General features: G+C 69.3%; 19 protein-coding genes. 11 read left to right on the top strand and 8 right to left on the bottom strand.

Annotated elements, in window-relative coordinates:
- Positions 1-58 precede the first annotated feature (58 nt).
- Both OG386_RS12880 and OG386_RS12875 read right to left on the bottom strand, forming a co-directional pair.
- Positions 59-565 (bottom strand): SigE family RNA polymerase sigma factor, encoded by a 507-nt coding sequence (locus OG386_RS12880; protein ID WP_328788285.1) that lies wholly within the window; start codon positions 563-565, stop codon positions 59-61.
- 399 nt (positions 566-964) lie between these two features.
- Positions 965-1,480 carry a hypothetical protein gene (locus OG386_RS12875; RefSeq protein WP_328788284.1) on the bottom strand — a complete coding sequence of 172 codons (516 nt, stop codon included), beginning with the start codon at positions 1,478-1,480 and terminating at the stop codon, positions 965-967.
- Between the two features lie 263 nt (positions 1,481-1,743).
- Between OG386_RS12875 and hisS the strand changes: the two genes are divergently transcribed.
- Positions 1,744-3,084 (top strand): histidine--tRNA ligase, encoded by a 1,341-nt coding sequence (gene hisS / locus OG386_RS12870; protein ID WP_328788283.1) that lies wholly within the window; start codon positions 1,744-1,746, stop codon positions 3,082-3,084.
- Positions 3,085-3,202: 118 nt separating this feature from the next.
- On the opposite strand, the gene OG386_RS12865 is transcribed toward hisS, so the two are convergent.
- Together OG386_RS12865 and OG386_RS12860 are read right to left on the bottom strand one after the other, a co-directional pair.
- The gene (locus OG386_RS12865) at positions 3,203-4,732 is read right to left on the bottom strand and encodes a helix-turn-helix domain-containing protein (protein WP_266606038.1); all 1,530 of its coding nucleotides are present in this window, start codon (positions 4,730-4,732) and stop codon (positions 3,203-3,205) included.
- A 70-nt stretch (positions 4,733-4,802) separates the two neighbouring features.
- A complete protein-coding gene (locus tag OG386_RS12860; RefSeq protein WP_328788282.1) occupies positions 4,803-5,288 on the bottom strand; it encodes a MarR family winged helix-turn-helix transcriptional regulator in 486 nt (161 codons plus the stop codon).
- Positions 5,289-5,384: 96 nt separating this feature from the next.
- On the opposite strand from OG386_RS12860, the gene OG386_RS12855 reads away from it, so the two are divergent.
- The gene (locus tag OG386_RS12855; RefSeq protein ID WP_328788281.1) at positions 5,385-6,269 is read left to right on the top strand and encodes a haloalkane dehalogenase; all 885 of its coding nucleotides are present in this window, start codon (positions 5,385-5,387) and stop codon (positions 6,267-6,269) included.
- Between the two features lie 96 nt (positions 6,270-6,365).
- Here OG386_RS12855 and OG386_RS12850 read toward each other — a convergent pair whose 3' ends face one another.
- Positions 6,366-8,285, bottom strand: a complete 1,920-nt coding sequence (locus tag OG386_RS12850) for an amidohydrolase (RefSeq protein WP_328788280.1) — start codon at positions 8,283-8,285, stop codon at positions 6,366-6,368.
- 92 nt (positions 8,286-8,377) lie between these two features.
- Here OG386_RS12850 and OG386_RS12845 point away from each other — a divergent pair, with 92 nt between their 5' ends.
- The 5 genes from OG386_RS12845 (at position 8,378) to OG386_RS12825 (ending at position 15,995) form a co-directional block, all read left to right on the top strand.
- Positions 8,378-9,484, top strand: a complete 1,107-nt coding sequence (locus OG386_RS12845; RefSeq protein WP_328788279.1) for a LacI family DNA-binding transcriptional regulator — start codon at positions 8,378-8,380, stop codon at positions 9,482-9,484.
- 140 nt (positions 9,485-9,624) lie between these two features.
- Positions 9,625-12,354: an aconitate hydratase AcnA gene (acnA, locus tag OG386_RS12840; RefSeq protein ID WP_328788278.1), complete on the top strand. Its 2,730-nt coding sequence runs from the start codon at positions 9,625-9,627 to the stop codon at positions 12,352-12,354.
- A 293-nt stretch (positions 12,355-12,647) separates the two neighbouring features.
- Positions 12,648-14,081, top strand: a complete 1,434-nt coding sequence (gene ngcE / locus OG386_RS12835) for an N-acetylglucosamine/diacetylchitobiose ABC transporter substrate-binding protein (RefSeq protein WP_328788277.1) — start codon at positions 12,648-12,650, stop codon at positions 14,079-14,081.
- A gap of 20 nt (positions 14,082-14,101) precedes the next feature.
- A complete protein-coding gene (locus OG386_RS12830) occupies positions 14,102-15,046 on the top strand; it encodes a carbohydrate ABC transporter permease (RefSeq protein ID WP_327382719.1) in 945 nt (314 codons plus the stop codon).
- Positions 15,047-15,059: 13 nt separating this feature from the next.
- Positions 15,060-15,995: a carbohydrate ABC transporter permease gene (locus OG386_RS12825; protein WP_328788276.1), complete on the top strand. Its 936-nt coding sequence runs from the start codon at positions 15,060-15,062 to the stop codon at positions 15,993-15,995.
- On the opposite strand, the gene OG386_RS12820 is transcribed toward OG386_RS12825, so the two are convergent.
- From OG386_RS12820 to mgtA, 3 genes are all read right to left on the bottom strand, one after another.
- The gene (locus tag OG386_RS12820) at positions 15,973-16,881 is read right to left on the bottom strand and encodes a hypothetical protein (RefSeq protein WP_328788275.1); all 909 of its coding nucleotides are present in this window, start codon (positions 16,879-16,881) and stop codon (positions 15,973-15,975) included. The two genes, OG386_RS12825 and OG386_RS12820, sit on opposite strands and share 23 nt — an antisense overlap.
- Before the next feature lie 88 nt (positions 16,882-16,969).
- Entirely contained in the window at positions 16,970-17,491 is a 522-nt protein-coding gene (locus OG386_RS12815; protein WP_328788274.1) for an MgtC/SapB family protein, read from the bottom strand.
- Positions 17,492-17,518: 27 nt separating this feature from the next.
- Positions 17,519-20,239: a magnesium-translocating P-type ATPase gene (gene mgtA / locus OG386_RS12810; RefSeq protein WP_328788273.1), complete on the bottom strand. Its 2,721-nt coding sequence runs from the start codon at positions 20,237-20,239 to the stop codon at positions 17,519-17,521.
- Between the two features lie 594 nt (positions 20,240-20,833).
- Here mgtA and OG386_RS12805 point away from each other — a divergent pair.
- The 4 genes from OG386_RS12805 (at position 20,834) to OG386_RS12790 (ending at position 25,547) form a co-directional block, all read left to right on the top strand.
- Positions 20,834-22,048, top strand: coding sequence for an ROK family transcriptional regulator (locus OG386_RS12805; RefSeq protein ID WP_266606055.1), 1,215 nt, complete (start codon positions 20,834-20,836; stop codon positions 22,046-22,048).
- Between the two features lie 117 nt (positions 22,049-22,165).
- Positions 22,166-23,278 (top strand): sugar ABC transporter substrate-binding protein, encoded by a 1,113-nt coding sequence (locus OG386_RS12800; protein ID WP_328788272.1) that lies wholly within the window; start codon positions 22,166-22,168, stop codon positions 23,276-23,278.
- Between the two features lie 164 nt (positions 23,279-23,442).
- Positions 23,443-24,231: an ATP-binding cassette domain-containing protein gene (locus OG386_RS12795; RefSeq protein WP_301365550.1), complete on the top strand. Its 789-nt coding sequence runs from the start codon at positions 23,443-23,445 to the stop codon at positions 24,229-24,231.
- A 26-nt stretch (positions 24,232-24,257) separates the two neighbouring features.
- Entirely contained in the window at positions 24,258-25,547 is a 1,290-nt protein-coding gene (locus tag OG386_RS12790) for a sugar ABC transporter permease (protein WP_405790833.1), read from the top strand.
- Positions 25,548-25,756 lie beyond the last annotated feature (209 nt).

Genomic DNA, 25,756 nt, shown 5'->3' with positions numbered 1-25,756 from the left:
CACCTGTTCTGTCGTCGAGGGATTCTTCGTGGCAGGTCCGGGGCGACCGCACCGGTGCTCAGTGCGGAACCAGGTCGGCCAGGCTGTCGCCGAGCAGCGCACGCAGCCTGCCCAGTGCCCGGGTGCCCTGGGAGCGGACCGCACTGCTGCTCAGCCTGAGCATCTGGGCGGTCTCCTCGATGCTGCGGTCCTCCCAGTAGCGCAGCAGCAGCACCGCCCGGTCGCGGGGCGGAAGCTGGCCGAGCGCGTCCAGCAGGGCGAGCCGCAGTGCGGTGTCCGGCCCGGCCGCCGCACGGTCGGGCATCCTCCCGAGGGGGCGCTCGCCGGTGCTTCGCCGACGCCGCAGGCTGAGGAAGGTGCGGACCAGCACCGTCTGGGCATAGGCCACCGGGTTGTCCGCACGGGCCACGCGCTTCCAGTGCACGTACATCCGGCCGAGGGTCTCCTGGACCAGGTCCTCGGCGAGATGCGTATCGCCGGCCGCGAGTACGTACGCCGAGCGGTACATGGCCTTCGCCCTCGCGGTCACGAACTCCAGGTACTCGTCCTCCTGTGCTGATTTCACTCGGCCCCCGCCTGTTCTCTTGTCCTGTGATCCCCGTGCATACCTCTCTTGACTACGCGAGACGCCAGGGTGTCGCGCGCCTTCGGCACCTTCTTTCTCGCGGGGCCGCGGGCACGAGGCGTGACCGCTCCCCGTGGGTCCACCACTACGGCCGTGACGTCGACGTACGCACGACCGGCATCAAGGGCGAGCGGCGTGGCGGGTCCGCGAGGGCGGCGTTGGGGAGCACATCAGGGACAACACTTCGGGGCGCGCCCCGGGGGAGCGCGCCCCGGGCGAGCGCGGTCCGCCTGCCCGATGACCGCATGTCGCCGGAGCCGCCCGGTTCCTCAGCCTCGTGCAGACGCCCTACCGAGGGCCCGGCGGCGGGCCCCACGGCGGTCGACCGGAAGTGGGCGGTCAGTAGTTCCAGCGCTGGCCCACGCCGTCGTCCTTGCGGCAGTGGATGGTGCGCCCGCCCGCGTCCCGCCCGGACGTGCCGACGTCGGCCTTCCGGCATATCTGACCGGCCTTGTAGCAGTTGCCGGCGTTGGAGCGGGGATAGCAGTCGGTGGTCGCCTTGGTGGGCTCCGGCGCGGGCGCCTGGGTGCGGGTACGGGTGGGAGCCGGCGGGGCGGGGGCGGCGGCCTTGGGGGGCTCCGGCGCCTGGGTGGTGGGCTCGGCGACCGGGGCCGCAGGAGTCGGTGCCGCCGTGGTGGGCTCGGCGCTCGGGGTCGCGCTGGCGCTCGGACTCGGGCTGGTCGCCGCCACGGAGGGGCTGGGGCTCGCGCTGACGGTGACGGCGGCGGTGGTGCTCGGCGTGGTGGCCGGTGTGGCCGGGTCGCAGGCGGCGAGCGACAGGACGGCGGCCATGACGGTGAGGGCGCCTCTGTAGCGCTTCTTCATCGTCATCGACTTGCGGGGCGGGATGGGCATCGGGAACTCCTGGGTCGTAAGTGCTCGTTGAGCGGCGTTCAAGATACCCAGAAGGTTGAATTCGATACCAGTATTGACGAGGGGGGAGATGGAGGCGAGCGGTTTCGACGCATCAGCGCCCGTCACGTCGCTTCAAGTCGGTTGATGCTGCACGGGTCTCTGTAAGACGCTGGTCACCGGCGTTCGCGCGAGGTCGCGGATGCGTTCCCGCCGGCGCGACTCGGATGTCGAACGCCTCGGAGCGAAGAAAGAGAGTGCCGTCGATGACCGAGTCCCCGCTGGTCCGCCCCGTTCCCGTCAGCGGATTTCCCGAATGGTTGCCTGAAGTCCGCATGGTGGAGCAGAAGTGGCTCGATCTCATTCGGTCGGGTTTCGAGAGGTATGGATTCTGCTCGATCGAGACGCCCTCGGTGGAGCCCCTTTCCGTACTCACCGCCAAAGGCGAAGCCTCCAACGAGGTATATGCGCTGCGGAGGTTGCAGGAAGACGTTGATGACGCCAGCGACGCCCGGATCGGCCTTCACTTCGATCTGACCGTGCCGTTCGCGCGCTACACGGCCCAGCACTTCAACGAGCTCGTGTTCCCGTTCAAGCGCTATCAGATGCAGCGAGTATGGCGCGGAGAGCGGGCTCAGGACGGGCGATTCCGTGAATTCACTCAATGTGACATCGACGTGATCAACGTCGAACACCTGCCGCTGCACTTCGATGCCGAGCTGCCGCGCTTGATCCACGAGGTCATGACCGGCCTGAACCTGCCCGCCTGGACGCTCAACATCAACAACCGGAAGGTCCTTCAGGGCTTCTACGAGGGGCTCGGCATCAGTGATCCGTTGGCCGTGATCCGTGCCGTCGACAAGCTGGACAAGGTCGGTCCCGAGGGCGTTGCGAAGATCCTCTCCGGCGAAGTCGGCCTGTCCGCACGGACCGTCGACTCCTGCCTCGCGCTCGCGCGGATGCGCGGCACCGGCTCGGCCGTCGTGGACGACATCCAGGGCCTGGGCGTGACGTCCGAGTTGCTCACCGAAGGCCTCGGCGAACTGGGCTACGTACTGGATTCCCTCGACGACCTGCCGGCCGGCAGCGTCGTCGCCGACCTCTCGATCGCGCGCGGGCTCGACTACTACACGGGAACGGTCTACGAAGGAAAGTTCGTCGACTGGCCGAACTACGGCAGCATTTGCTCCGGCGGGCGCTACGAGAACCTGACGGGATCCTTCATCCGGCGCAGCCTTCCGGGTGTGGGCATGTCGATCGGACTGACGCGCATCTTCGCCAAGCTCCTGGCGGAGGGGCTCCTGGAGACCGGCGCGAAGTGTCCCACCGACGTCCTCGTGGTCGTCCCGCGGGCCGATCGAAGGAAGGGAGCCGAGGCCACGGCCGCGCGCCTGCGCGGGCGGGGGATGAACGTCGAGCTCTACCACCAGGCCGACAAGGTGGCCAAACAGGTCCGATACGCGTCCAGGAAGGGCATCCCGTTCGTCTGGTTCCCGCCTTTCGAGGACGGGGCGGCGCACGAGGTGAAGGATCTGGCGACGGGCGAGCAGACGGCGTCCGACCCCACGAACTGGGTTCCGGCTCCGCACCGGCGGCCGCGTCCGTGACACGAGCGCGCGAGGCCGCCGTCGGTGCCTCCGCAGGGACGGAGGCACCGACGACGGCCACCGACGACGACCCATCGACGGCCTGGGGGACGGGAACCCGTCCTGACCTGCGGCGTACTTAGATGTCGCGGAAGATCTCGATCTGGGCGCCCACCGAGTTGAGGCGCTCGGCCAGTTCCTCGTAGCCGCGGTTGATCACGTAGACGTTGCGCAGCACCGAGGTGCCCTCGGCCGCCATCATCGCCAGGAGGACGACCACCGCCGGGCGCAGGGCCGGCGGGCACATCATTTCTGCCGCGCGCCAGCGCGTGGGGCCCTCGACCAGGACGCGGTGGGGGTCGAGGAGCTGGAGGCGGCCGCCGAGGCGGTTCAGGTCCGTCAGGTAGATGGCCCGGTTGTCGTACACCCAGTCGTGGATCAGCGTCTGGCCCTGCGCCACGGCGGCGATGGCCGCGAAGAAGGGGACGTTGTCGATGTTCAGCCCGGGGAACGGCATGGGGTGGATCTTGTCGATCGGGGCTTCGAGCTTCGAGGGGCGGACCGTGAGGTCGACCAGGCGGGTGCGGCCGTTGTCCGCGTTGTACTCCGCCGAGCGGTCGTGGTCCAGGCCCATCTCCTCCAGGACCGCGAGCTCGATCTCCATGAACTCGATCGGCACCCGGCGGATGGTGAGTTCCGACTCCGTGACGACCGCGGCGGCGAGCAGGCTCATGGCCTCGACCGGGTCCTCGGAGGGGGAGTAGTCCACGTCCACGTCGATGCTCGGGACGCCGTGGACGGTGAGCGTGGTGGTGCCGACGCCGTCGACCCGGACGCCCAGGGCCTCCAGGAAGAAGCACAGGTCCTGGACCATGTAGTTGGAGGAGGCGTTGCGGATGACGGTCACGCCGTCGTGCCGGGCCGCGGCCAGCAGCGCGTTCTCGGTGACGGTGTCCCCGCGCTCGGTCAGCACGATCGGGCGGTCCGGGGAGATCCCGGGGACGACCTTCGCGTGGTAGATGCCCTCGGTCGCCGTGATGTCCAGGCCGAAGCGGCGCAGGGCGATCATGTGCGGCTCGATGGTGCGGGTGCCGAGGTCGCAGCCGCCCGCGTAGGGGAGCCGGAAGGTCTCCATCCGGTGCAGCAGCGGGCCCAGGAACATGATGATGGACCGGGTCCGGCGGGCCGCGTCCGCGTCCATGGCCTCCATGTCGAGGCGGGCCGGCGGGATCAGCTCCAGGTCCACGCCGTCGTTGATCCAGCGGGTGCGCACGCCGATGGAGTTCAGGACCTCCAGCAGGCGGTAGACCTCCTCGATGCGGGCCACTCGCCGCAGCACCGTACGGCCCTTGTTGAGCAGCGAGGCGCAGAGCAGGGCGACGCACGCGTTCTTGCTCGTCTTGACGTCGATGGCGCCGGACAGTCGGCGGCCGCCCACCACGCGCAGGTGCATCGGGCCGGCGTAGCCCAGGGAGACGATCTCGCTGTCGAGCGCTTCGCCGATTCGGGCGATCATCTCAAGGCTGATGTTCTGGTTGCCGCGCTCGATCCGGTTCACTGCGCTCTGGCTGGTGCCGAGGGCGTCAGCGAGCTGACTCTGTGTCCAGCCCCGGTGCTGCCGGGCGTCACGGATGAGCTTGCCGATGCGTACGAGGTAGTCGTCTGCCATGGGGGCACGCTATCTCAGATATGAGATGACCCTTGCGCTGGGTGCGGCAAATGGGTGAATTGAGTGGAAGTTACCGGCCATCAGATCCCATGACGGCTTCCCCGTACGCGTGATGGTCGACGATGCGGCCCAGCAGGCGGGTGAGCTGCTCGCGCTCCCCGGCGGACAGCGGGGCCAGTAGTTCCTCCTGGGCTGCGGCGAGGATCTGTTCCAGCGTGCGCAGGTGTCGCCGGCCGTGCGGCGTGAGGGTGATGACGTTGCGCCTGCGGTCCTCGGGGTCGGGGGCCCGCTCCACCAGTTCGCGCGCGGCGAGTTCGTTGATGACGGCGACCAGGTCGCTGCGGTGGATGCCGGTGCGGGCGCTGAGGGTGGCTTGGCTCGCCGGGCCGGACTCCTCCAGGGCGACCAGGGCCGCGTAGTGCCATTTGTGGGCATCTGCCCCGCTCAGCCCCTCGGTCGCGAGGCGCTGCGCATGGGTGGACGCCTGCCCCAGTAGTCGGCTGGGCAGTTCGCGCAGCCGCGCGGGGGCGAGGGGTCCGTTCTCTTCCGTGGCCATGGGGCGATGGTACCCATTGCGTTAGTGGCACTAACGATATAACTTCGTTAGTGTCACCAACGTTAGTCAAGCCAACGATTGCGGAAGGGGCCTCCCATGCCCACGATCGACGTACTCGACTCGACGATGTACTACGAGGACCTCGGTGCCGCCCGCGCCCGCCCCGGCGGCGTCCCCTTCGTGTTCCTGCACGGCAATCCGACCTCCTCCCACCTCTGGCGGGGCGTCCTGCCCCGGATCGAGGGCGGGGTCCGGGTCCTGGCCCCGGACCTCATCGGGATGGGCCGGTCCGGAAAGCCGGGCGGGGAGTACCGCTTCGAGGACCACGCCCGCTACCTGGACGCGTGGTTCGACGCCCTGGGGCTCGACGAGGTGGTGTTGGTCGGTCAGGACTGGGGCGGGGCGCTCGCCTTCGACCGGGCCGCCCGCCACCCCGAACGGGTCCGCGGCATCGCCTTCATGGAGACGATCGTGCGGCCGCTGAGCTGGGCGCAGTACCCGCCCGCCGCGCGGGCCCGGTTCGAGGCGATCCGCACCCCGGGCGTGGGGGAGCAGATGGTCCTGGACGAGAACGTCTTCATCGAGGACAGCATCCGGCAGACGGTGCTGAACCCGATGGGCGCGGCGGACCGCGCCGCCTACGCCGCCCCCTACCCGACCCGCGAGAGCCGGCTGCCCATGCTGCGGTGGGCCCGCTCGCTGCCGATCGACGGCGATCCGGCCGATGTGCACGCCGTCGTCGAGAAGTACGACGCCTGGCTGGCCGACAGCCCGGACGTGCCCAAGCTGCTGCTCACCTTCGACGGCTCACCGGCCCTGATGATCGGCCCCGAGACGGTCGCCTGGTGCGAGGAGAACGTCTGCGCGCTCGAGACCGAGTACTGCGGCCCGGCCGCCCACCTCTGCCCCGAGGACCGGCCCGAGGAGATCGCCGCCGCCGTCAACTCCTGGGCCGCCCGCCACGGCCTCGCGGCGGGCTGAACCCGGCGGCGCCCCACCGGAGCCCGCGGCCGAGCCCGGCGGCGGCGCCCCAACGGCGCCCCGCCGCGTTCCACCAGCCTCCCACCAGCGCCCCGCTCAGTGCTTGCAGGCGTGGTGGCGCCCCCCGGCGTGCACCGTCGCGTACGAGGCCGGGCGCGGGCCCGAGGCGGCGCCCGCCACCCGCGCCGAGGCCGCCCTGCCCGACGTCGAATCCGCGTCGTGCACCACGCGGCCGCCGACCAGGGTCATCCGTACCCCCGTCCCGCTGATGTCGGCCACCGGGCAGCGCGTCACGTCCCGGTCCAGCACCACCAGGTCCGCCGCCCGGCCCGGCTCCACCGTGCCCGTCAGCTCCTCCTGGCGCAGCTGCCACGCCGTCCCCGACGTGTGCATCCGCAGGACCGCGTCCCGTCCGAGCCCCTCCAGTTCGCGGTACAGCGGGCCCGCCCCGAAGGCGCCCTGGCGGTCGATCGCCGTCCGCAGCTGGTTCCACACCTGGAGGGCGTCCACCGGCCAGTCGGAGCCGCCCGACAGCCGCGCCCCCGCCTTCTCCAGGCTCCGCGCCGGGTACATCCACCGGTGCCGCTCGGGTCCGATGTAGGGCAGGAGCGCCTCCATCGTCCACGTGTCCTTCGCCGCCCACTGGAGCTGCATGCACGCCGTGACCCCCAGCTGCGCGAAACGCCGCAGGTCCGCCGGGTCCACGAGCTGCAGGTGCGCCACGGCGTTGCGGGCGTCCCGCAGGCCCGTCACCCGCTTGGCGTACGCGTACCCGTCCAGCGCGGTGCGCACCGCACGGTCGCCGAGCCCGTGCGCGTGCATCTGCCAGCCCGCCTTGTTGAAGGCGGCGCTGAGCCGGCCGTAGTCCGCCGCCGAGGTGTACAGCTCGCCCCGGTTGGCGGTCGGTCGGCCCTGCCCGTCGAGGTAGGGCTCCAGCAGCGCGGCGGTCTGCGCCGGGTACTCGATGACCCCGTCCAGGAACACCTTGACCATCCCGAACCGCAGCCCCCGTACGCCGGCGAACTCCCGCCGCAGACCCCGCGCGTACGCCAGCGACCCCGCCGGGTCCTTGGTCTGCTCCGCCTCCAGCCGGATGGCCGGGACGATCCGCTGCGGCAGCTTCCCCGCCGCCGACAGGGCCTGGTACAGCTCCAGTTCGTGCCGTCCCACCAGCGCGTCCATCATCGTCGTGACCCCGGACGCGGCCGCCAGCTCCAGCACCTTGGCGCACGCCGCGACCAGGTCGGCCCGGGTGGGCTCCGGTACGTGCCGCCGCACCAGGCCCTGGGCGTCGTCCTTCAGGACGCCCGTCGGCCGCCCGTCCGCGCCCTTGACCACCTTGCCGCCGACCGGGTCGGGCGTGGCCGCCGTGATCCCGGCGATGTCCAGGGCCCGCTGGTTGGCCCACAGGTTGTGCCCGTCGCCGCCGACGAGGGCGATCGGCCGTCGGGTCGGGAGCGCGTCCAGCATCGTGTGGTGGGGGTTGGTGCCCGTGGGGAGCAGGCCGACCGGGTTCCAGTCCTCGACCACCAGCCAGCCGTCGGGCTCCGCGCCCGCGCCGCCCGTGTCGGCGAGGAAGCCGGTCAGGATCTCCTGGAGCTCGGCCAAAGTGGTCTCCGCGCCCTCCAGCGAGGGGGACAGCGAACGCTCGCCCGCGCCGAGCGGGTGGACGTGGCCGTCGTGGATGCCGCTCATGACCGTGTTGCCCCGGGCGTCGACGACCTCGGTGTCCCGGCCCACGTACCGGCGCAGCGCCGCGTTCGTCCCGGTGGCACAGATCGTGCCGTCCCGGCCGACCGCGACGGCCTCGACGGGTGCCCGGCCGCCGGTCCCCGTGAACACCGAGGCGTGGTGGACCACCAGGGCCGCCGAACCGCGCCCGGTGGAGGAAGCGGCCGAGGGCGCCGGGGAGGCCGCGGCCGGAGCGGCCCCCAGCAGGCCCGCGGCCCCGGCGACCCCGGTGATCCCCGCGGCGGCGAGGAGTCCCCGACGGGAAAGGTGCGAAGAAGACGTCATGCCCACTCCAAATGTTGGTGTGGCCAGGACACTGTTTGATTAACCGCTTAACCAGAAGCCGCCTCCGGCGACGAAATCCGTACGATGGCCGCGTGCCAGAGCACCCACCCGCGCCGGGACGGACGCCGGGATCGACGCCGGGACCGACCCTCGCCGACATCGCGCGCGCCGCCGAGGTCTCCACCGCGACCGTCTCGCACGCGCTCAACGGCACCGGCCGCCTCGGCGAGTCCACCCGGCGACGGGTCCGCGAGGTGGCGGGCGCGCTCGGCTACGGAGCCCGCCGCGGCCCGCGCACCCGTACCCTCGGCGTCGCGGTGACCACGTACGCGGGGGACGCCTGGGACTTCGTGGGGATCGCCTACTTCTCCCGCCTGCTCACCGCCGCGACCTCGGCCGCGCACGCGCACGGGTACGCCCTGACCACCCTGCCCGCCGACCGGGGCGCCGAGCCGCTGTGGCACACCCTCGCCGTGGACGGGATGCTGCTCCTCGACAGCCCGGCCGGCGACCCGGTGCTGCGGGCCCTGCGGGCACGGGGGATGCCGGTGGTCTTCGACGGGCGGCCGCCCGACCCCTGGCCGGGGGACGTGTGGGTGGACAACGACCACACCGCCACCACCCGGGAGGTGCTGGACCACCTCGAGGCGTCCGGGGCCCGGCGGATCGCACTGCACTCGGGCTACGGTCGGGAGTTCTACACCGGGGCCGTCACCTCGACCTACGAACAGTGGTGCGCGGAGCGCGGCCTGGCCCCCCTCCTGATCCCCTTCGACCCGGACGACGCCGCGGGGCACGCCTTCGACTCCGCCTTCGCCGCGCCGGACCGCCCCGACGCCGTCTACTGCGTGTACGACCCGGGGGGCCGGCAGGTGCTGGCCGCCGCCGCGCGCCACGGTCTGCGTACGCCCGGCACACCCAAGGCACCCGGGGCACCCGGCACGACCGGCATACCCGGCGCGCCCGGCAATACGGGGCACGACGGGCTGCTGCTCGTCTGCGCCAGCGAGGATCCGGCGTACGCCGAGACCGAACCCGCCGTGACCACCGTCACCCTCAATCCCGAGCGGATCGCCGCTTCGGCGGTGTCTGTCCTGGTCAACCTGATCGAATCCGGGCATGCGGAATCGCCTGGTCAGCTGACGGTCCCGGCGGGACTGCGGGTGCGCGCCTCGTCCCTCCCCCCGGACATGTACTAGAGTTATCTCGACATCGAGATATCTGCCGAAGGCGTACCGCAGCCGCCCCCGCTGGTAAGGGTTACCTAACTTAGCCCTACCTTAGCGGATTGGCCAAGGGGCGTGGCGGCAGGATTGCGGTAATACGCGCGAATTCATGCATGAAGGAGACTGTCGTGTCGGCGAACAGCTTCGACGCCCGCAGCACGCTGCAGGTGGGCGACGAGTCGTACGAGATCTTCAAGCTGGACAAGGTCGAGGGCTCCGCCCGCCTTCCCTACAGCCTGAAGGTCCTGCTGGAGAACCTGCTTCGCACCGAGGACGGCGCGAACATCACCGCCGACCACATCCGGTCGCTCGGTAACTGGGACTCGCAGGCCCAGCCCAGCGAGGAGATCCAGTTCACGCCGGCCCGCGTGATCATGCAGGACTTCACCGGCGTCCCCTGCGTGGTGGACCTCGCCACCATGCGTGAGGCCGTGAAGGCGCTCGGCGGCGACCCGGCGAAGATCAACCCGCTCTCGCCCGCCGAGATGGTCATCGACCACTCGGTCATCGCCGACAAGTTCGGCACGAAGGACGCCTTCGCGCAGAACGTCGAGCTGGAGTACGGCCGCAACAAGGAGCGCTACCAGTTCCTGCGCTGGGGCCAGACCGCCTTCGACGACTTCAAGGTCGTCCCGCCGGGCACCGGCATCGTCCACCAGGTCAACATCGAGCACCTGGCGCGCACGGTCATGGTCCGAGGCGGCCAGGCGTACCCCGACACCCTCGTCGGCACCGACTCGCACACCACCATGGTCAACGGCCTGGGCGTGCTGGGCTGGGGCGTCGGCGGCATCGAGGCCGAGGCCGCGATGCTCGGCCAGCCGGTCTCCATGCTGATCCCGCGCGTCGTGGGCTTCAAGCTGACCGGCGAGCTCCCCACCGGCACCACCGCCACCGACCTCGTGCTGACCATCACCGAGATGCTGCGCAAGCACGGTGTCGTCGGCAAGTTCGTCGAGTTCTACGGTGAGGGCGTCGCCGCCACCTCCCTCGCGAACCGCGCCACCATCGGCAACATGTCGCCGGAGTTCGGCTCCACCGCCGCGATCTTCCCGATCGACGACGAGACCCTGAAGTACCTGCGCCTGACCGGCCGCGACGCCCAGCAGGTCGCGCTCGTCGAGGCGTACGCCAAGGAGCAGGGCCTGTGGCTGGACCCGGCCGCCGAGCCGGACTTCTCCGAGAAGCTGGAGCTCGACCTCTCCACGGTCGTCCCCTCCATCGCCGGCCCGAAGCGCCCGCAGGACCGCATCGTCCTCGCCAACGCCGCCGAGCAGTTCGCGCAGGACGTGCGCAACTACGTCGAGGACGACGACGAGGCGGGCAAGGAGTCCTTCCCGGCCTCCGACGCCCCGGCCGCCACCAACGGCGTGCCGAGCCGCCCGACCCTGGTCACCCTGGCCGACGGCTCCTCCTTCGAGATCGACCACGGCGCCGTCACCGTCGCCGCGATCACCTCGTGCACCAACACCTCGAACCCCTACGTCATGGTCGCCGCGGCGCTCGTGGCCAAGAAGGCGGTCGAGAAGGGCCTGTCCCGCAAGCCGTGGGTCAAGACCACCCTGGCCCCGGGCTCGAAGGTCGTCACCGACTACTTCGACAAGGCCGGCCTGACCCCGTACCTCGACAAGATGGGCTTCAACCTCGTCGGGTACGGCTGCACCACCTGCATCGGCAACTCCGGTCCGCTGGACGAGGAGATCTCGAAGGCGATCAACGAGCACGACCTCGCGGTCACCTCGGTGCTCTCCGGCAACCGCAACTTCGAGGGCCGGATCAACCCCGACGTCAAGATGAACTACCTGGCCTCCCCGCCGCTGGTCGTCGCGTACGCCATCGCGGGCTCCATGAAGGTGGACATCACCAAGGACGCCATCGGCACCGACACCGAGGGCAAGCCGGTCTTCCTCCAGGACATCTGGCCGTCCGAGGCCGAGGTCAACGACGTCGTGGCGAACGCCATCGGCGAGGACATGTTCAGCAAGTCCTACCAGGACGTCTTCGCGGGCGACGCCCAGTGGCAGGCCCTGTCCATCCCCACCGGCAACACCTTCGAGTGGGACCCGCAGTCCACCTACGTGCGCAAGCCCCCTTACTTCGAGGGCATGACCATGGAGACCACCCCGGTCTCCGACATCGCCGGCGCCCGCGTGCTGGCGAAGCTGGGCGACTCGGTCACCACCGACCACATCTCCCCGGCCGGTGCGATCAAGGCCGACACCCCGGCCGGCAAGTACCTCACCGAGCACGGCGTCGAGCGCCGCGACTTCAACTCGTACGGTTCCCGCCGCGGCAACCACGAGGTCATGATCCGCGGTACCTTCGCCAACATCCGCCTGCGCAACCAGATCGCGCCGGGCACCGAGGGCGGCTTCACCCGCGACTTCACCGTCGACGGCGCGCCGGTCGCCTTCATCTACGACGCCTCGCAGAACTACCAGGCCGCCGGCATCCCGCTGGTCATCCTGGCGGGCAAGGAGTACGGCTCGGGCTCGTCCCGCGACTGGGCCGCCAAGGGCACCGCGCTGCTCGGCGTCAAGGCCGTCATCGCCGAGTCCTACGAGCGCATCCACCGCTCCAACCTGATCGGCATGGGCGTCCTGCCCCTGCAGTTCCCGGAGGGCGTCACCGCGGCTTCCCTCGGCCTCACCGGCGAGGAGACCTTCGCCTTCACCGGTGTGGAGGAGCTGAACAACGGCACCACCCCGCGCACCGTCAAGGTGACCACCGACACCGGTGTGGAGTTCGACGCGGTCGTCCGCATCGACACGCCGGGTGAGGCGGACTACTACCGCAACGGCGGCATCATGCAGTACGTGCTGCGGAACCTCATCCGCGGCTGAGCCACGGCATAGGCGCCGAAGGGCCGTACCCCCGTTCAGGGGGTACGGCCCTTCCGTTCTTCCGGCGGCGTGTCCATGTGACGGACAGGTCTCAACTCGGAAAAACTGGTGGCCATAAATGTGCATGATCTTGCTCACACGAGCGCAAGTGGACTATACCTGTGCCCGTCCGGATCACCGCGAGACGAGTGGCTCCGGGCCGGGGGACGGGCGGGGCCCTGTGGTGATGTCCGCATGCACGGCCACCACCGTGAATCTCCGGCCTCCTTCACACTTCTGACGAAGGCGAGGACATGAGCATGGGATCCATTGGTGAGGGCCTCGGACGCCGCGACCTGATCAAGCGCTCCGCAGCACTCGGTCTGATCACGGTACCGACGATGAGCTTCCTGTCCGCCTGCGCCTCCGGCGGTGCGGAGAACTCCACGAAGGGCCCGGCCAAGGCGCCGGTGACCAAGGAGAACCCCTTCGGCGTCGCGAAGGGCGGCAAGCTGGACGTCGTCGTCTTCAAGGGCGGGTTCGGCGACGACTACGCGAAGGCCTGGGAGGCCGCCTTCGACAAGAAGTGGGGCACCACCAGCTCCCACCTGGGCACCCAGGAGATCACCGCCAAGCTGCAGCCCCGCTTCAACGCCGGGAACCCGCCGGACGTCATCGACGACTCCGGCGCCCAGCAGATCAAGCTGGACGTGCTCGCCAAGGGCGACCAGCTCGCCGACCTCACCGCCGTGCTCGACGCACCTTCGCTCGACGACCCGAGCAAGAAGGTGCGCGACACCCTGGTCGACGGTGCCTACGAACAGGGCCTGCAGGGTGGCAAGTTCGTCGTGCTGAAGTACGTCTACGCCGTGTTCGGCTTCTGGTACTCCGGCAAGCTCTTCAAGGAGAAGGGCTGGGCGCCGCCGAAGACCTGGGACGAGTTCCTGGCCGTCTGCACCAAGGCCAAGGAAGCCGGCATCGGCGGCCTCGCCCACCAGGGCAAGTTCCCGTACTACATCAACGTCGTCATCATGGACCTGATCGCCAAGAAGGGCGGTCTGGACGCGGTGAAGGCGATCGACAACCTGGAGCCGAACGCCTTCGAGGGCAGCGCGGCCGCCCTCGCCGCGGTCGAGGCGGTCTACGAGGTGGTCGAGAAGGGCCTCCTGATGCCGGGCACCAACGGCCTCACCCACACGGAGTCCCAGACCGCCTGGAACCAGTACAAGGCCGCCTTCATCCCCTCCGGCTCCTGGCTGGAGAACGAGCAGCTCAAGCAGACCCCGGAGGACTTCGACATGAAGTTCCTGCCGATGCCCCTGCTCGCCGACAGCAAGATGCCCCTGGAGGCCATCCGAGCCGGCGTCGACGAGCCGTTCATCGTCCCCGAGAAGGCCGCCAACAAGGCCGCGGCCCTGGAGTTCCTGCGTTCGATGCTGTCCCGGGAATGGTCGACGATCTTCGCCCAGCAGGCCAACTCGCTCACGGTGGTCAAGGACGGCGTGGACCCGGGCGTCAAGCTGCGGCCCGGCACCCAGTCGGCGGTCGAGGCGCTCAAGGCCGCGGGCGGCAACACCTTCAGCTACCGCTACCCCGACTGGTACAGCGAGATGGACACCGAGATCCAGAACGCGTCCAATGAGCTCATGGCGCAGCGGATCCAGCCCAAGGAGTGGATCAAGCGGGCCCAGGCCGCGGTGAACAAGGCGGCGCAGGACCCGAACGCCAAGAACAACAAGCGCAGCTGACCACTGCGGGGACGGACACCATGAGCCACGTAGCCCAAGGGAGAGGGAAGTACGGCTTCATCGCCGGCTTCCTCTTCGCGCCCCTCGCGCTGTACCTGACCTTCGTCATCTGGCCGTACGTGCAGACGTTCGGCTACTCCTTCACCAACTGGACCGGGCAGTCACCGACGTTCGACTTCGTCGGCACGGACAACTACGCGGCCCTGCTGAAGGACGAGGTCTTCCGCGGCGCGCTCTGGCACAACCTGCTGCTCCTGGTGTTCGTCCCGCTCGTCACCATCCTCCTCGCCCTCTTCTTCGCCTTCATGGTGAACGCGGGCGGGCGCGGCGGAGCCGGCGGAGTGCAGGGAGTCGGCGGATCGCGCTTCTACAAGGTCGTCTACTTCTTCCCGCAGGTCCTCTCCCTCGCCATCCTCTCCGTGCTCTTCGGCGCGATCTACCGCAGCGACGAAGGCGGCCTGCTCAACGGCTTCCTGACCAAGCTCGGCCTGATCGACGCGAACCACCCGGTCGAATGGCTCAACGAGCCGAACCTCGTCCTGTGGTGCCTGCTCCTCGTCGTCGTCTGGCACGGCGTCGGCTTCTACCTCGTCCTCTTCTCCGCGGCCATGCAGTCCATCCCCAAGGACATCTACGAGGCCGCGCTGCTCGACGGCGCCGGCCGCGCCCAGACCTTCTTCAAGGTCACGCTGCCCCTGCTGTGGGACTCCGTGCAGACCTCCGCGGTCTATCTGGGCATCGCCGCGATGGACATGTTCGTGCTGGTGTCGACCATGACCTCGGGCCAGTTCGGCGGCGGCCCCGACCACCACAGCGAGGTCATGTCGACGGTGCTGATGCGCAACTTCCTCTACTTCGGCAAGAGCGGATACGCCTGCGCCATGGGCGTGGTCATGCTCGCCCTGACCATGATCCTCTCCGTCATCACGCTGCGCGCCACCCGCCGCGAGCGCATCGAGTTCTGAGCGGAGTTCCACGATGACCACACAGTCCACAGCGATCAAGGTTCCGGGCGAGCAGGCCCCGGAGCGGTCCGGCGGCGCCGGACGGGCGGGGAAGCGGGAGGGGCGCCGCTCCGAGGGCACGACCCTCAACGTCTTCTCGCACGGCTTCCTCGTCGTCTGGGCGATAATGATCGTCCTGCCGCTGATCTGGCTCGCGCTCGGCGCCTTCAAGACCGACGCGCAGATCGGCGGCTCGGCCCTGAGCTGGCCCTCCAACTGGCACTTCGACGCCTTCGGGCGGGCCTGGACCAAGGGCATCGGAGGCTACTTCGCCCACACCCTCATCGTGCTGGTGTTCTCGGTCCCGCTGACGATGCTGTTCGGCTCCATGGCCGCGTACGTACTGGCCCGCTACCCCTTCACGGGCAACCGGCTCATCTACTACTTCTTCGTCAGCGGGGCGATGTTCCCCGTGTTCCTGGCGCTCGTACCGCTCTTCTTCATGGTCAAGCGCTTCGACATGCTCAACACCTACCAGGGCCTGGTCCTGGTGTACGTCGCCTACTCGATGCCCTTCACGGTCTTCTTCATGCACTCCTTCTTCCGGACGCTGCCCAACGCGATCCACGAGGCGGCGGTCATCGACGGGGCCTCCGACACCCGGATCTTCTTCCAGGTGATGCTGCCGATGGCCAAGCCCGGCCTGATCAGCGTCGGGATCTTCAACGTCCTGGGCCAGTGGAACCAGTACATCCTGCCCGCCGTGCTGATGCAGCCGCAGACGAGCGCCGACCCGGAGCGGTACATGCTCACCCAGGGGCTCATCCAGCTCCAGTACCAGATGGGCTACGAGACGGACCTGCCGGTGCTGTTCGCCGGTGCCACCATCGCGATGGTCCCGATGCTGGTGGTCTACCTCTCCTTCCAGCGCCAGATCCAGGCGGGCCTCACCTCGGCGACCCTGAAGTAGAGCCCCGGGGCCAGGAGCCGTCGGGGGACTTGTCCAGCCTGTAGAGATATCCGGAACCCGGGTCGCCGATGTGCCGGACGATCCGGGGCTTCTCGGCGGTGCCGCCGACGTCCCACACGGGCAAGGTGCACCCGGGGATGTCGATGCGGACCTTCTGCGTCCGGACGTCCCGGCCGCCCTCGTAGACCCAGGTCCCGGAGCCCCAGCAGCCCGGGTACGGGTCGTAGGGGTAGTCGAAGGCAAAGCGCCTGCCGACGCCGGTGGCGGTGACCCGGCCGTCCGAGGTGAAGACCAGGTCGTGGCCCATGCGGTCGTTCCAGAGGCCGACCATGGTCTGCGGTCCGATCGCCGGCGGCTCGTACGCGGGCAACAGGCCGACGGTCAGCCCGAGCGCGCCGAACATCCCCGTCCCCACCACCACCCCCGTGCCCCAGCGCGCCACCCGCCCCAGCAGCCGGTCGCCCCGGGGCAGGGCGATCAGTGCGCCCGCCGAGAGCGAGGTCGTGGCCGAGACCCAGAAGAGCAGCGTGGCCCGCGTCTGCGTGTCGTTGTACGCCGCGAAGCCGAAGACGGGGGGCGCCAGCAGGGCCGCCACGATCAGCGGAGCCGACCACCAGGCCGCGTGCCTGCCGAGCCATCGGCCGAGGAGGTCGGCCAGCGCGACCGCAGGCAGGACGAAGACCAGCGACAGCAGGAACGAGATGAAGCCGATGAGGGGCACGGTGCCGACCAGGGCCGCCCCGATCTCGACGTAGTTCGGGTCCTTGTCCGGCGGCGGCTGCGTCTGCACGTACAGCAGGACCACCACGACGGTGAGCGCGACCTCCAGGATTCCCACCAGCGTCGAGACCACCAGCACGACTGCGTACGACCGTTTCTGATGCACGATCAATCCCCCTCGTGGCACGGCGGACCCACGGGTCCGCCCGGCCGGCGACGTCCTGGATCCATAGTGCCAGCCGGGCTGAACGTGTTCAATTCATTCTTCGTGCCCCGTCATGCGGGCACGACCGACCAGCTGACAGCCGACACCGACGGATCGAGCGCAGCGGGTAGCCGGGCCGGCACACCGCCTCGAAGTGGTAGTCGGTGGCCACCTCGGCCCACCCGCGCGGTTCGCGGTCCACGCGGCGGCCCAACGGGCGCGGCAGGACGTTGGCGCCCACCACGCCCGCCGTGCCGCAGACGGCGAGGACGAACAGGCCGACGCCCGCCAGGCAGCCGACGCCCGCCGAACACCACGGGGTGGCGGCCGCGTTCAGGCCCCGCACGCTCAGGCCGTCCCGCATGATCAGCCGTCGTACTCCCCCTCCGAGGCCGCGCTGAGGAAGCCGTACTGCGAGAGCAGCACGAACAGCGCGGCCCCGCTCGCCACCAGGGCGCTTCGTACGCAGCCCCGCGAGGCGGGCCCGCCACTGCCGCTCCAGGCCGATGACCGCTCCGAGTCCGAGCGCGGCGGCCGGGTGTGCGGCCATCTGCCATTCGGTGAGCAGCACCGGCCTCTCCCTCCTGCGCCGTGGCTCCTACAGCCAGGTGTTGAACCGACGGACGTACCAGGTCTTCACGAGCTGGGTGAGCGTGCAGTACGCGAGGAGTACGCCGATCAGCCACGGGAAGTAGCTCGCCGGCAGGGCCACGAAGCCCAGCGAGGGAGCCAGCGGCGAGAAGGGCAGCCAGAGCCCGGTCAGCACGGCGAGGACGGTCATCAGCATCACCGGCCAGGAGGCGCGGGACTGGATGAAGGGGATCTTCCGGGTGCGGATCATGTGGACGATCAGGGTCTGCGAGAGCAGGCCCTCGATGAACCAGCCGGACTGGAAGAGGGACTGGCTCGCCTCGCTGTTCGCCGCGAAGACGTGCCACATGATCAGGAACATCGAGATGTCGAAGATCGAGCTGATCGGGCCGATGGTGACCATGAAGCGGCCGATGCCCTTGGCGTCCCAGTTGCGGGGCTCGCGGAGGTACTCCTCGTCCATCCGGTCCCAGGGGGTCGCCAGCTGCGAGATGTCGTAGACCAGGTTCTGGACCAGCAGCATGATCGCGAGCATCGGCTGGAAGGGGATGAAGGCGCTCGCCACCAGGACCGAGAAGACGTTGCCGAAGTTCGACGACGCGGTCATCTTGATGTACTTGATCGTGTTGCCGAAGGTGGTCCGGCCCTGGACGACGCCCTGCTCCAGGACGGTCAGGTCCTTCTCCAGCAGGATGATGTCGGCCGACTCCTTGGCGATGTCCACGGCGGTGTCCACCGAGATGCCGACATCGGCGTCGCGCAGCGCGGCCGCGTCGTTGATGCCGTCGCCGAGGAACCCGACGGTGTGTCCGTCGGCCTGCAGGGCCCGGACGATCCGGGCCTTCTGGACCGGGTTGACCTTGGCGAAGACCGTCGTACGGGCGGCCAGCGCACGCAGCTCCGCGTCGTCGAGGACGTCGGTCTCGGGGCCGAGCACCACCTGCCCGACGTCGATGCCGACGTCGGCGCAGACCCGGGCGGCGACGAGGTCGTTGTCGCCGGTGACGACCTTGACCGCGATGCCCTTGTCGGCCAGGCCCGTCAGGGCCCGGGCGGCGTCGGCCTTCGGCGGGTCGAGGAAGGCGAGGAAGCCGACCAGCGTCAGCCCGTCCTCGTCGGCGACCGCGTACGTTTCGCGCGGGGTGTCGATCGTGCGGGTGGCGACGGCCAGGACGCGCAGGCCCTGCCGGTTGTTGTCCTCGGCGATCCGGGTGACGTGCCACCGCAGCTGCTCGGTCAGCTCCACCCTCTCGCCGCGGTCCGTCAGGTGCGTGCAGAGGCCCAGGACCTCCTCCACGGCACCTTTGGTGATCATGATGTGTTCGCGCTGTCCGACGTCGCCGACCAGCCGGTTGCGGTCGAGGACCACGGACATCCGGCGCCGGGCGAAGTCGAAGGGGATCTCGTCGACCATCGAGAACCGTGCGTCGACGACAACATCCTCGGCCTCGTCCACGCGGTCGATGACCGCCTGGTCCATCAGGTTCTTCAGGCCGGTCTGGAAGCGCGAGTTGAGGTAGCCGTACTCCAGCACCTCGCCGTCCTCGTTGCCGTGCACGTCCAGGTGGCGGTCCAGGACGATCCGGTCCTCGGTGAGGGTGCCGGTCTTGTCCGTGCAGAGCGCGTCCATCGCGCCCAGGTTCTGGATCGCGCCCAGCCGCTTGACGACCACCTTCCGCTTGGACATGGCCACCGCGCCGCGCGCCAGGTTGGCGGAGACGACCATCGGCAGCATTTCGGGGGTCAGCCCGACGGCGACGGCGACGCCGAAGAGGAATGCCTCGTTCCAGTCGCCCTTGGTGAAACCGTTGATCATGAAGACGACGGGGACCATCACCAGCATGAAGCGGATCAGCAGGAAGCTGACCCTGCGCACGCCGGTGTCGAAGTTGGTCTGCGGGCGCTCGCCGACGAGCGAGCCGGCCATCGAACCGAAGTAGGTGTCGGCGCCGGTGGCGACCACGACGCCGGTGGCGGTGCCGGAGGTGACCGAGGTGCCCATCAGGACCAGGTTGTCGGCCTCCACCGGGTCGGTGGTCTCCTGCTGGCCGAGGTCCTGCGCACGGGTGTCGGCCTTGGCCACCGGCAGGGACTCGCCGGACAGTGCGGCCTGGCTGACATTGAGGTCCTTGGCCGTGACGATGCGCAGGTCGGCCGGGATCAGGTCGCCGGCCGCCAGCTTGACCACGTCGCCCGGGACCACCTGGTCCATGGGCACCTCGAACGTGGTGGGCGCGGAGCCGCTGTCGGCCCGGCGCTGCACCGCGCACGTGGTGGTGACGAGCTTCTTCAGCGCGTCTGCGGCGCGGCCCGAGCGGAACTCCTGCCAGAAGCGCAGCAGACCGCTGATCCCCACCATCACGGAGAGGATGACGACGCCCGGGTCCGCGGGGTCCTGCCAGTACATGACCGCCGCAAGGAAGACCAGGACGGCGATGAAGGGGTTCCAGTAGGCCTTCGCCAGCTGGAGGTACCAGCGGGGGGTGCGCTCGTGGGCGACGGTGTTGGAGCCGTGCCGCTCCAGGCGCAGCGCGGCCTCTGCGCGGGTGAGGCCGGCCGGGGAGGTGTCCACCTCCTGGAGGACCTGGACCCCCGAGCGGGCGCTGATCGCGGCCAGACGCTCGCCGACGAGCCGGGTACGGGTCTGGAGCTCGGCGGCCTTGCGCTCGCGGCGGGAGGGGCCCGGCGGTGCGAGCGTGGTCGGGGTACGGGGGGTGAGCATGGTCATGACGAGTACCTCCCTCCACGGTGTCCGAGCAGCGCGGAGCCGAGCGGTCACGTGGAGTGATCATGGGGTGGCGTGCGGGGACCCCGATGGGCCGCGGGCACGCCGACGGGCATGGATGACGCGTGCCCGGCGGAGTTGGCAGGGCATGCGGAAGGAAGGGAGTGTGGAAGAAAAGAACGCGCAGCAACGCGAGCGTGCACGGGGACAGCGGTCCGCCGCTGCCGTGCGTACGCAGGGAAAGGTCAGCCGGTCACAAGGTCAGCCGACGAGAGCGCTGCAAGGACTTCGATCGGGACTCATCCCGAACACCTCCTTGCGTCGCGCGGTCATTACGAAACGCCCGATCCGGCCGGAAAGGCCACAGATGATCGGCGTCCCAGTGACCGTAACACGATCCAAGGGGCCGCTTCTCTCCCCTTTTAGGTCAGTAGTGGCCGTTTCATGCCGCATCAGCCTCTTGACGTCTGGATGTGCAAAGGCTCGACTTAAGGTTCACAAGTTGGAGAGATGCCGGGTCTCGGAGCGTGAAGCCGTGACGTGCCCCGGCCGGGGGGCGACGGCTGGCCGTCGCTAATGGGCAGGAGTGGATGAGTCGTGCAGACTCCCGGATCGCAGTCGTCACTGCATCGCGCGAATCTCGAACGGGTCGTGCGAGCGGTGCGGCTCGCGGGATCGCTGACCCAGGCGGAGATCGCCCGCGCCACCGGACTGTCGGCGGCCACGGTCTCCAACATCGTCCGGGAACTGAAGGACGGCGGGACCGTCGAGGTCACCGACACCTCGGCCGGCGGCCGCCGGGCGCGCAGCGTCTCGCTCAGCGGCGACGCGGGGATCGTCATCGGTGTCGACTTCGGACACACCCACCTGCGGGTGGCGGTGGGGAACCTGGCCCACCAGGTGCTGGCCGAGGAGACCGAGCCGCTGGACGTCGACGCGTCCTGGGCGGACGGCTTCGACCGGGCGGAAGCCCTGGTCGGACGGCTGATCGCGGACATCGGCGTGGGGCTGGAGAAGGTCATCGGCGTCGGGCTCGGCGTGCCCGGCCCGATCGACGTGGAGTCCGGGACCCTGGGCTCGACCGCGATCCTGCCGGGCTGGGCGGGCATTAACCCCCGCCAAGAGCTCTCGCAGCGCCTCGGGGTGCCCGTGTACGTGGACAACGACGCGAACCTCGGCGCCCTCGGCGAACTCGTTTGGGGGAGCGGGCGGGGAGTGAAGGACCTGGCCTACATCAAGGTGGCCAGTGGCGTGGGTGCGGGCCTCGTGATCAACGGCCAGATCTACCGCGGACCCGGTGGCACGGCGGGCGAGATCGGGCACATCACCCTGGACGAATCGGGCCCGGTCTGCCGCTGCGGCAACCGCGGCTGCCTGGAGACCTTCGCGGCCGCCCGGTACGTACTGCCGCTGCTCCAGGGCACGCACGGCCCCGAGTTGACGATGGAGCGGGTGGTCGAACTGGCCCGCGAGGGAGACCCGGGCTGCCGCCGCGTGATCACGGACGTGGGCCGGCACATCGGCAGCGGGGTGGCCAGTCTGTGCAACCTGCTGAACCCCAGCCGGGTGGTGCTGGGCGGCTCGCTGGCCGAGGCCGGTGAACTCGTCCTCGCCCCCATCCGCGAATCGGTGGGAAGGTACGCGATCCCCAGTGCGGCCCGGCAGTTGTCGGTGCTGACGGGGAACCTGGGCGGGCGGGCCGAGGTGCTGGGCGCACTGGCGCTCGTCCTCAGCGAGATGGGCGATTCGACACTTTTGTCAGATCATGGAAGTGGAGTGCGAGCTCCAGCCGTCTTGTCTTCAGGTAGATAACGAATGGCACCGTTGTCATCTCGTTAAGAATTCACTCCTTGACGGCAAAACGCGGCCGGGGTTGACTCACATCCACCTCGGCCGCGCCGCTGCGGCCTCGTCAGGGAGGTTCAAGTAATGAACACGCGTATGCGCAGAGCCGCCGTAGCTGTCGCCGCTGGTGCCATGGCCGTTTCGCTCGCCGCTTGTGGCAGTGCGAAGGAGGCCGGCGACACGACGAAGGCGTCCTCCGGCGCCGCCAAGGGCGATGCGATCAAGGTCGGTCTGCTCCTGCCGGAGAACCAGACCGCGCGTTACGAGAAGTTCGACAAGCCGCTGATCGAGAAGAAGGTCGCCGAGCTCACCGGTGGCAAGGGCGAGGTCGTCTACGCCAACGCCAAGCAGGACGCGACCACGCAGAACTCCCAGGTCGACACGATGATCACCAACAAGGTGGACGTCCTGATCATCGACGCGGTGGACTCCAAGGCCATCGCCGGCTCGGTCAAGAAGGCCAAGGACGCCGGCATCCCGGTCGTCTCCTACGACCGCCTGGCCGAGGGCCCGATCGACGCGTACACCTCCTTCGACAACGAAGAGGTCGGCAAGGTCCAGGGCAAGGCCCTGCTCGAGGCGCTGGGCGACAAGGCCAAGGACGGCCAGATCGTCATGATGAACGGTTCGGTCACCGACCCGAACGCCAAGCTCTTCAAGTCCGGTGCCCACTCCGAGCTCGACGGCAAGGTGAACGTCGGCAAGGAGTACGACACCGTCGAGTGGAAGCCGGAGAACGCCAACACCAACATGGCGGCCGCGCTCTCCGCGCTCGGCAAGGACAAGGTCATCGGCGTCTACTCCGCCAACGACGGCATGGCCGGCGGCATCATCACCGCCCTCAAGGCCGCCGGCGTCTCCCCCCTGCCGCCGGTCACCGGCCAGGACGCCGAACTCGCCGGTGTGCAGCGCATCGTCGCGGGCGAGCAGTTCATGAGCGTCTACAAGCCGTACGCCCCCGAGGCCGAGGCCGCCGCGAAGATGGCGGTCGCCCTCGCCAAGGGCGGGAAGCCCGAAGGCACCACCTCCACGGTCGACAGCCCCACCACCAAGGGCGTCCCCTCCGTGCTGATCCCGGTCATCTCGCTGACCAAGGCCAACATCAAGGACAGCGTCGTCAAGGACGGCGTCTACACGGTCGACGAGATCTGCACCGACAAGTACGCGGCCGCTTGCGCCGCCGCCGGCCTGAAGTAGCGGCCCCCGTCGCCTCCCCGTGAGGCGGCCCCACGTGCCTGACCGGCGCCCCTCCCACTCAATCCCCGCCACCGGGCGGGGCGCCGGGCAGAAACGTTCCTCCCCCATTCGTCCCGCTCCTGCTCTTTTTGCACGACATCCCCGCCGGTCAGGCGGCGAAGGAGATGGTTCATGTGTCCGCTGCGCCCGTGCTGGCGTTGCGAGGGGTCTCGAAGCGGTTCGGCGCCGTTCAGGCCCTCACCGACGTAGAACTCGAGATCCACTCCGGTGAAGTGGTCGCCCTCGTCGGCGACAACGGTGCCGGAAAGTCCACGCTGGTCAAGACGATCGCCGGCGTGCACCCCATCGATGAAGGTGTCATCGAGTGGGAGGGGCGCCCGGTCTCCATCGGCAAGCCCCACGACGCCCAGAACCTGGGCATCGCGACGGTCTACCAGGACCTGGCGCTGTGCGACAACATCGACGTCGTCGGCAACCTCTTCCTCGGCCGAGAGCTCAAGAGCTACGGCATCCTCGACGAGGTGGAGATGGAGCGGCGCGCCCGCGAGCTCCTGACCACCCTGTCCATCCGGATCCCTAGTGTCCGGATCCCCATCGCGTCACTCTCCGGCGGTCAGCGCCAGACCGTGGCGATCGCCCGTTCCATGCTGGGCGAGCCCCAGCTCGTCATCCTCGACGAGCCCACCGCCGCCCTCGGCGTCGAGCAGACCGCACAGGTCCTCGACCTGGTGGAGCGGCTGCGCGAGCGCGGCCACGCCGTCATCCTCATCAGCCACAACATGGCCGATGTGAAGGCCGTCGCCGACAAGGTGGCGGTCCTGCGGCTGGGCCGCAACAACGGTGTCTTCAACGTCGCCGACACCTCGCAGGAAGAGATCATCTCCGCCATCACCGGTGCCACGGACAACGCCGTGACCCGCCGGGCGGCCCGCACCTCGGAGGCCGGCAAGTGAGCACCCAGAACCCTGCCACCGGTCCACTGGACAAGGGCTCCGTCGACCAGCAGGAGCACATCGACCCGGTCAACCCGGCGGCCGCGCACGACGCGATCCCGGCCGTGGACCCCCGCCTGCTCGTCAGGGAAGAGGGCCTCGCCGGCTACTGGGGCGAGTTCAAGCGCAAGATGAAGGCCGGCGACCTGGGCTCCCTCCCGGTCGTCATCGGTCTCATCGTGATCTGGTCCATCTTCCAGGGGTTGAACTCGAACTTCCTCTCCCCGGAGAACCTCACCAACATCGCGATCACGATGACCGGCACGGGCATGATCGCCATCGGCATCATCTTCGTGCTGCTGCTCGGCGAGATCGACCTCTCGGTCGGCTCGGTCAGCGGTGTCTCGGGTGCGATCGTCGCCGTCCTCGCCGTCACCCACGGCGTGAACGAATGGCTGGCCATCCTGGCGGCCATCGTCGGAGGCGCCCTGATCGGCTCCATCCACGGCTTCTTCTTCGCCAAGGTCGGCGCCCCGGCCTTCGCCGTCACCCTGTCGGGCCTGCTCTTCTGGCTCGGCGCGATGCTGCAGATCCTCGGCAGCAACGGCACGATCAACATCGACTCCGACGGCGTGGTCGGCCAGCTGACCACGTACTTCTTCTCGGAGGTGGCCGTCGCCTACGGGCTGGCCGCACTCGCGGTGGCCGGCTACTTCCTCGCGGCCTTCCTCGACGCGAGGCGCCGCGAGGCCGCCGGGATGCCCTCCCGGCCGCTCGCCGAGATCCTGCTGCGCACCGGCCTGCTCGCGCTGTGCACCTTCGGCCCCGCCGTGCTGTTCAACCAGTACAAGGGCCTGCCGCTCGCGGTGGTGCTCTTCCTGCTGGCCCTGGTCGTCACGGACTTCCTGCTGCGCCGCACGACCTTCGGGCGAAACGTTTTCGCACTGGGCGGCAGCGTCGAGGCCTCCCGCCGTGCGGGCATCAACGTCACCCGGATCCGGATCACGGTCTTCGCGATCTCCAGCACCTTCGCGGCGATCGGCGGCCTGTTCTGGGCCTCCAAGATCGCGGCGGCCAACCAGAGCGCCGGCGCCGGCGACCTGCTGATGAACGTGATCGCCGCTGCCGTCATCGGCGGCACCAGCCTCTTCGGTGGCCGGGGCCGCACCTGGAACGCCCTCCTCGGCGTCATGGTCATCGTCTCGATCCAGTACGGTCTGGCCTTGGAAGGCATTGCGACGCCGATCCAGTACATGATCACCGGTGCGGTGCTGCTGGCGACCGTGGTGATCGACTCGGTGACGCGCAAGACCCAGAAGACGGCCGGACGCGCCTGATCGCGCGCCCGACCCCGCGCCGGAGTGACGTCCGGCGGTAAGACCGGTCACAGTGCCCGGCGCCACTTCTCGTGGCGCCGGGCATCCGTGCGTGCATGTACGGGGTACTCATGTACGGGTATACGCCCGTATGTGATGTGTGGCCGTCAGGCCGTGCGTACATGTATGACAAAGGTGTGACTCCCCCGGGACGGCCCGATGACCGCGGC

Origin of the sequence: Streptomyces sp. NBC_00273 (assembly GCF_036178145.1) — a bacterium.
GTDB lineage: Bacteria > Actinomycetota > Actinomycetes > Streptomycetales > Streptomycetaceae > Streptomyces.
This window is presented reverse-complemented; position numbering and strand designations above follow the sequence as displayed.

Coding starts and splice junctions, on each gene's coding strand:
- OG386_RS12875 (WP_328788284.1), bottom strand. CDS start 1,480: ATGCCCATCCCGCCCCGCAAGTCGATGACGATGAAGAAGCGCTACAGA.
- OG386_RS12800 (WP_328788272.1), top strand. CDS start 22,166: ATGAACACGCGTATGCGCAGAGCCGCCGTAGCTGTCGCCGCTGGTGCC.
- hisS (WP_328788283.1), top strand. CDS start 1,744: ATGACCGAGTCCCCGCTGGTCCGCCCCGTTCCCGTCAGCGGATTTCCC.
- OG386_RS12860 (WP_328788282.1), bottom strand. CDS start 5,288: ATGGCCACGGAAGAGAACGGACCCCTCGCCCCCGCGCGGCTGCGCGAA.
- ngcE (WP_328788277.1), top strand. CDS start 12,648: ATGAGCATGGGATCCATTGGTGAGGGCCTCGGACGCCGCGACCTGATC.
- OG386_RS12850 (WP_328788280.1), bottom strand. CDS start 8,285: ATGACGTCTTCTTCGCACCTTTCCCGTCGGGGACTCCTCGCCGCCGCG.
- OG386_RS12825 (WP_328788276.1), top strand. CDS start 15,060: ATGACCACACAGTCCACAGCGATCAAGGTTCCGGGCGAGCAGGCCCCG.
- acnA (WP_328788278.1), top strand. CDS start 9,625: ATGAAGGAGACTGTCGTGTCGGCGAACAGCTTCGACGCCCGCAGCACG.
- OG386_RS12865 (WP_266606038.1), bottom strand. CDS start 4,732: ATGGCAGACGACTACCTCGTACGCATCGGCAAGCTCATCCGTGACGCC.
- mgtA (WP_328788273.1), bottom strand. CDS start 20,239: ATGACCATGCTCACCCCCCGTACCCCGACCACGCTCGCACCGCCGGGC.
- OG386_RS12795 (WP_301365550.1), top strand. CDS start 23,443: ATGGTTCATGTGTCCGCTGCGCCCGTGCTGGCGTTGCGAGGGGTCTCG.
- OG386_RS12830 (WP_327382719.1), top strand. CDS start 14,102: ATGAGCCACGTAGCCCAAGGGAGAGGGAAGTACGGCTTCATCGCCGGC.
- OG386_RS12855 (WP_328788281.1), top strand. CDS start 5,385: ATGCCCACGATCGACGTACTCGACTCGACGATGTACTACGAGGACCTC.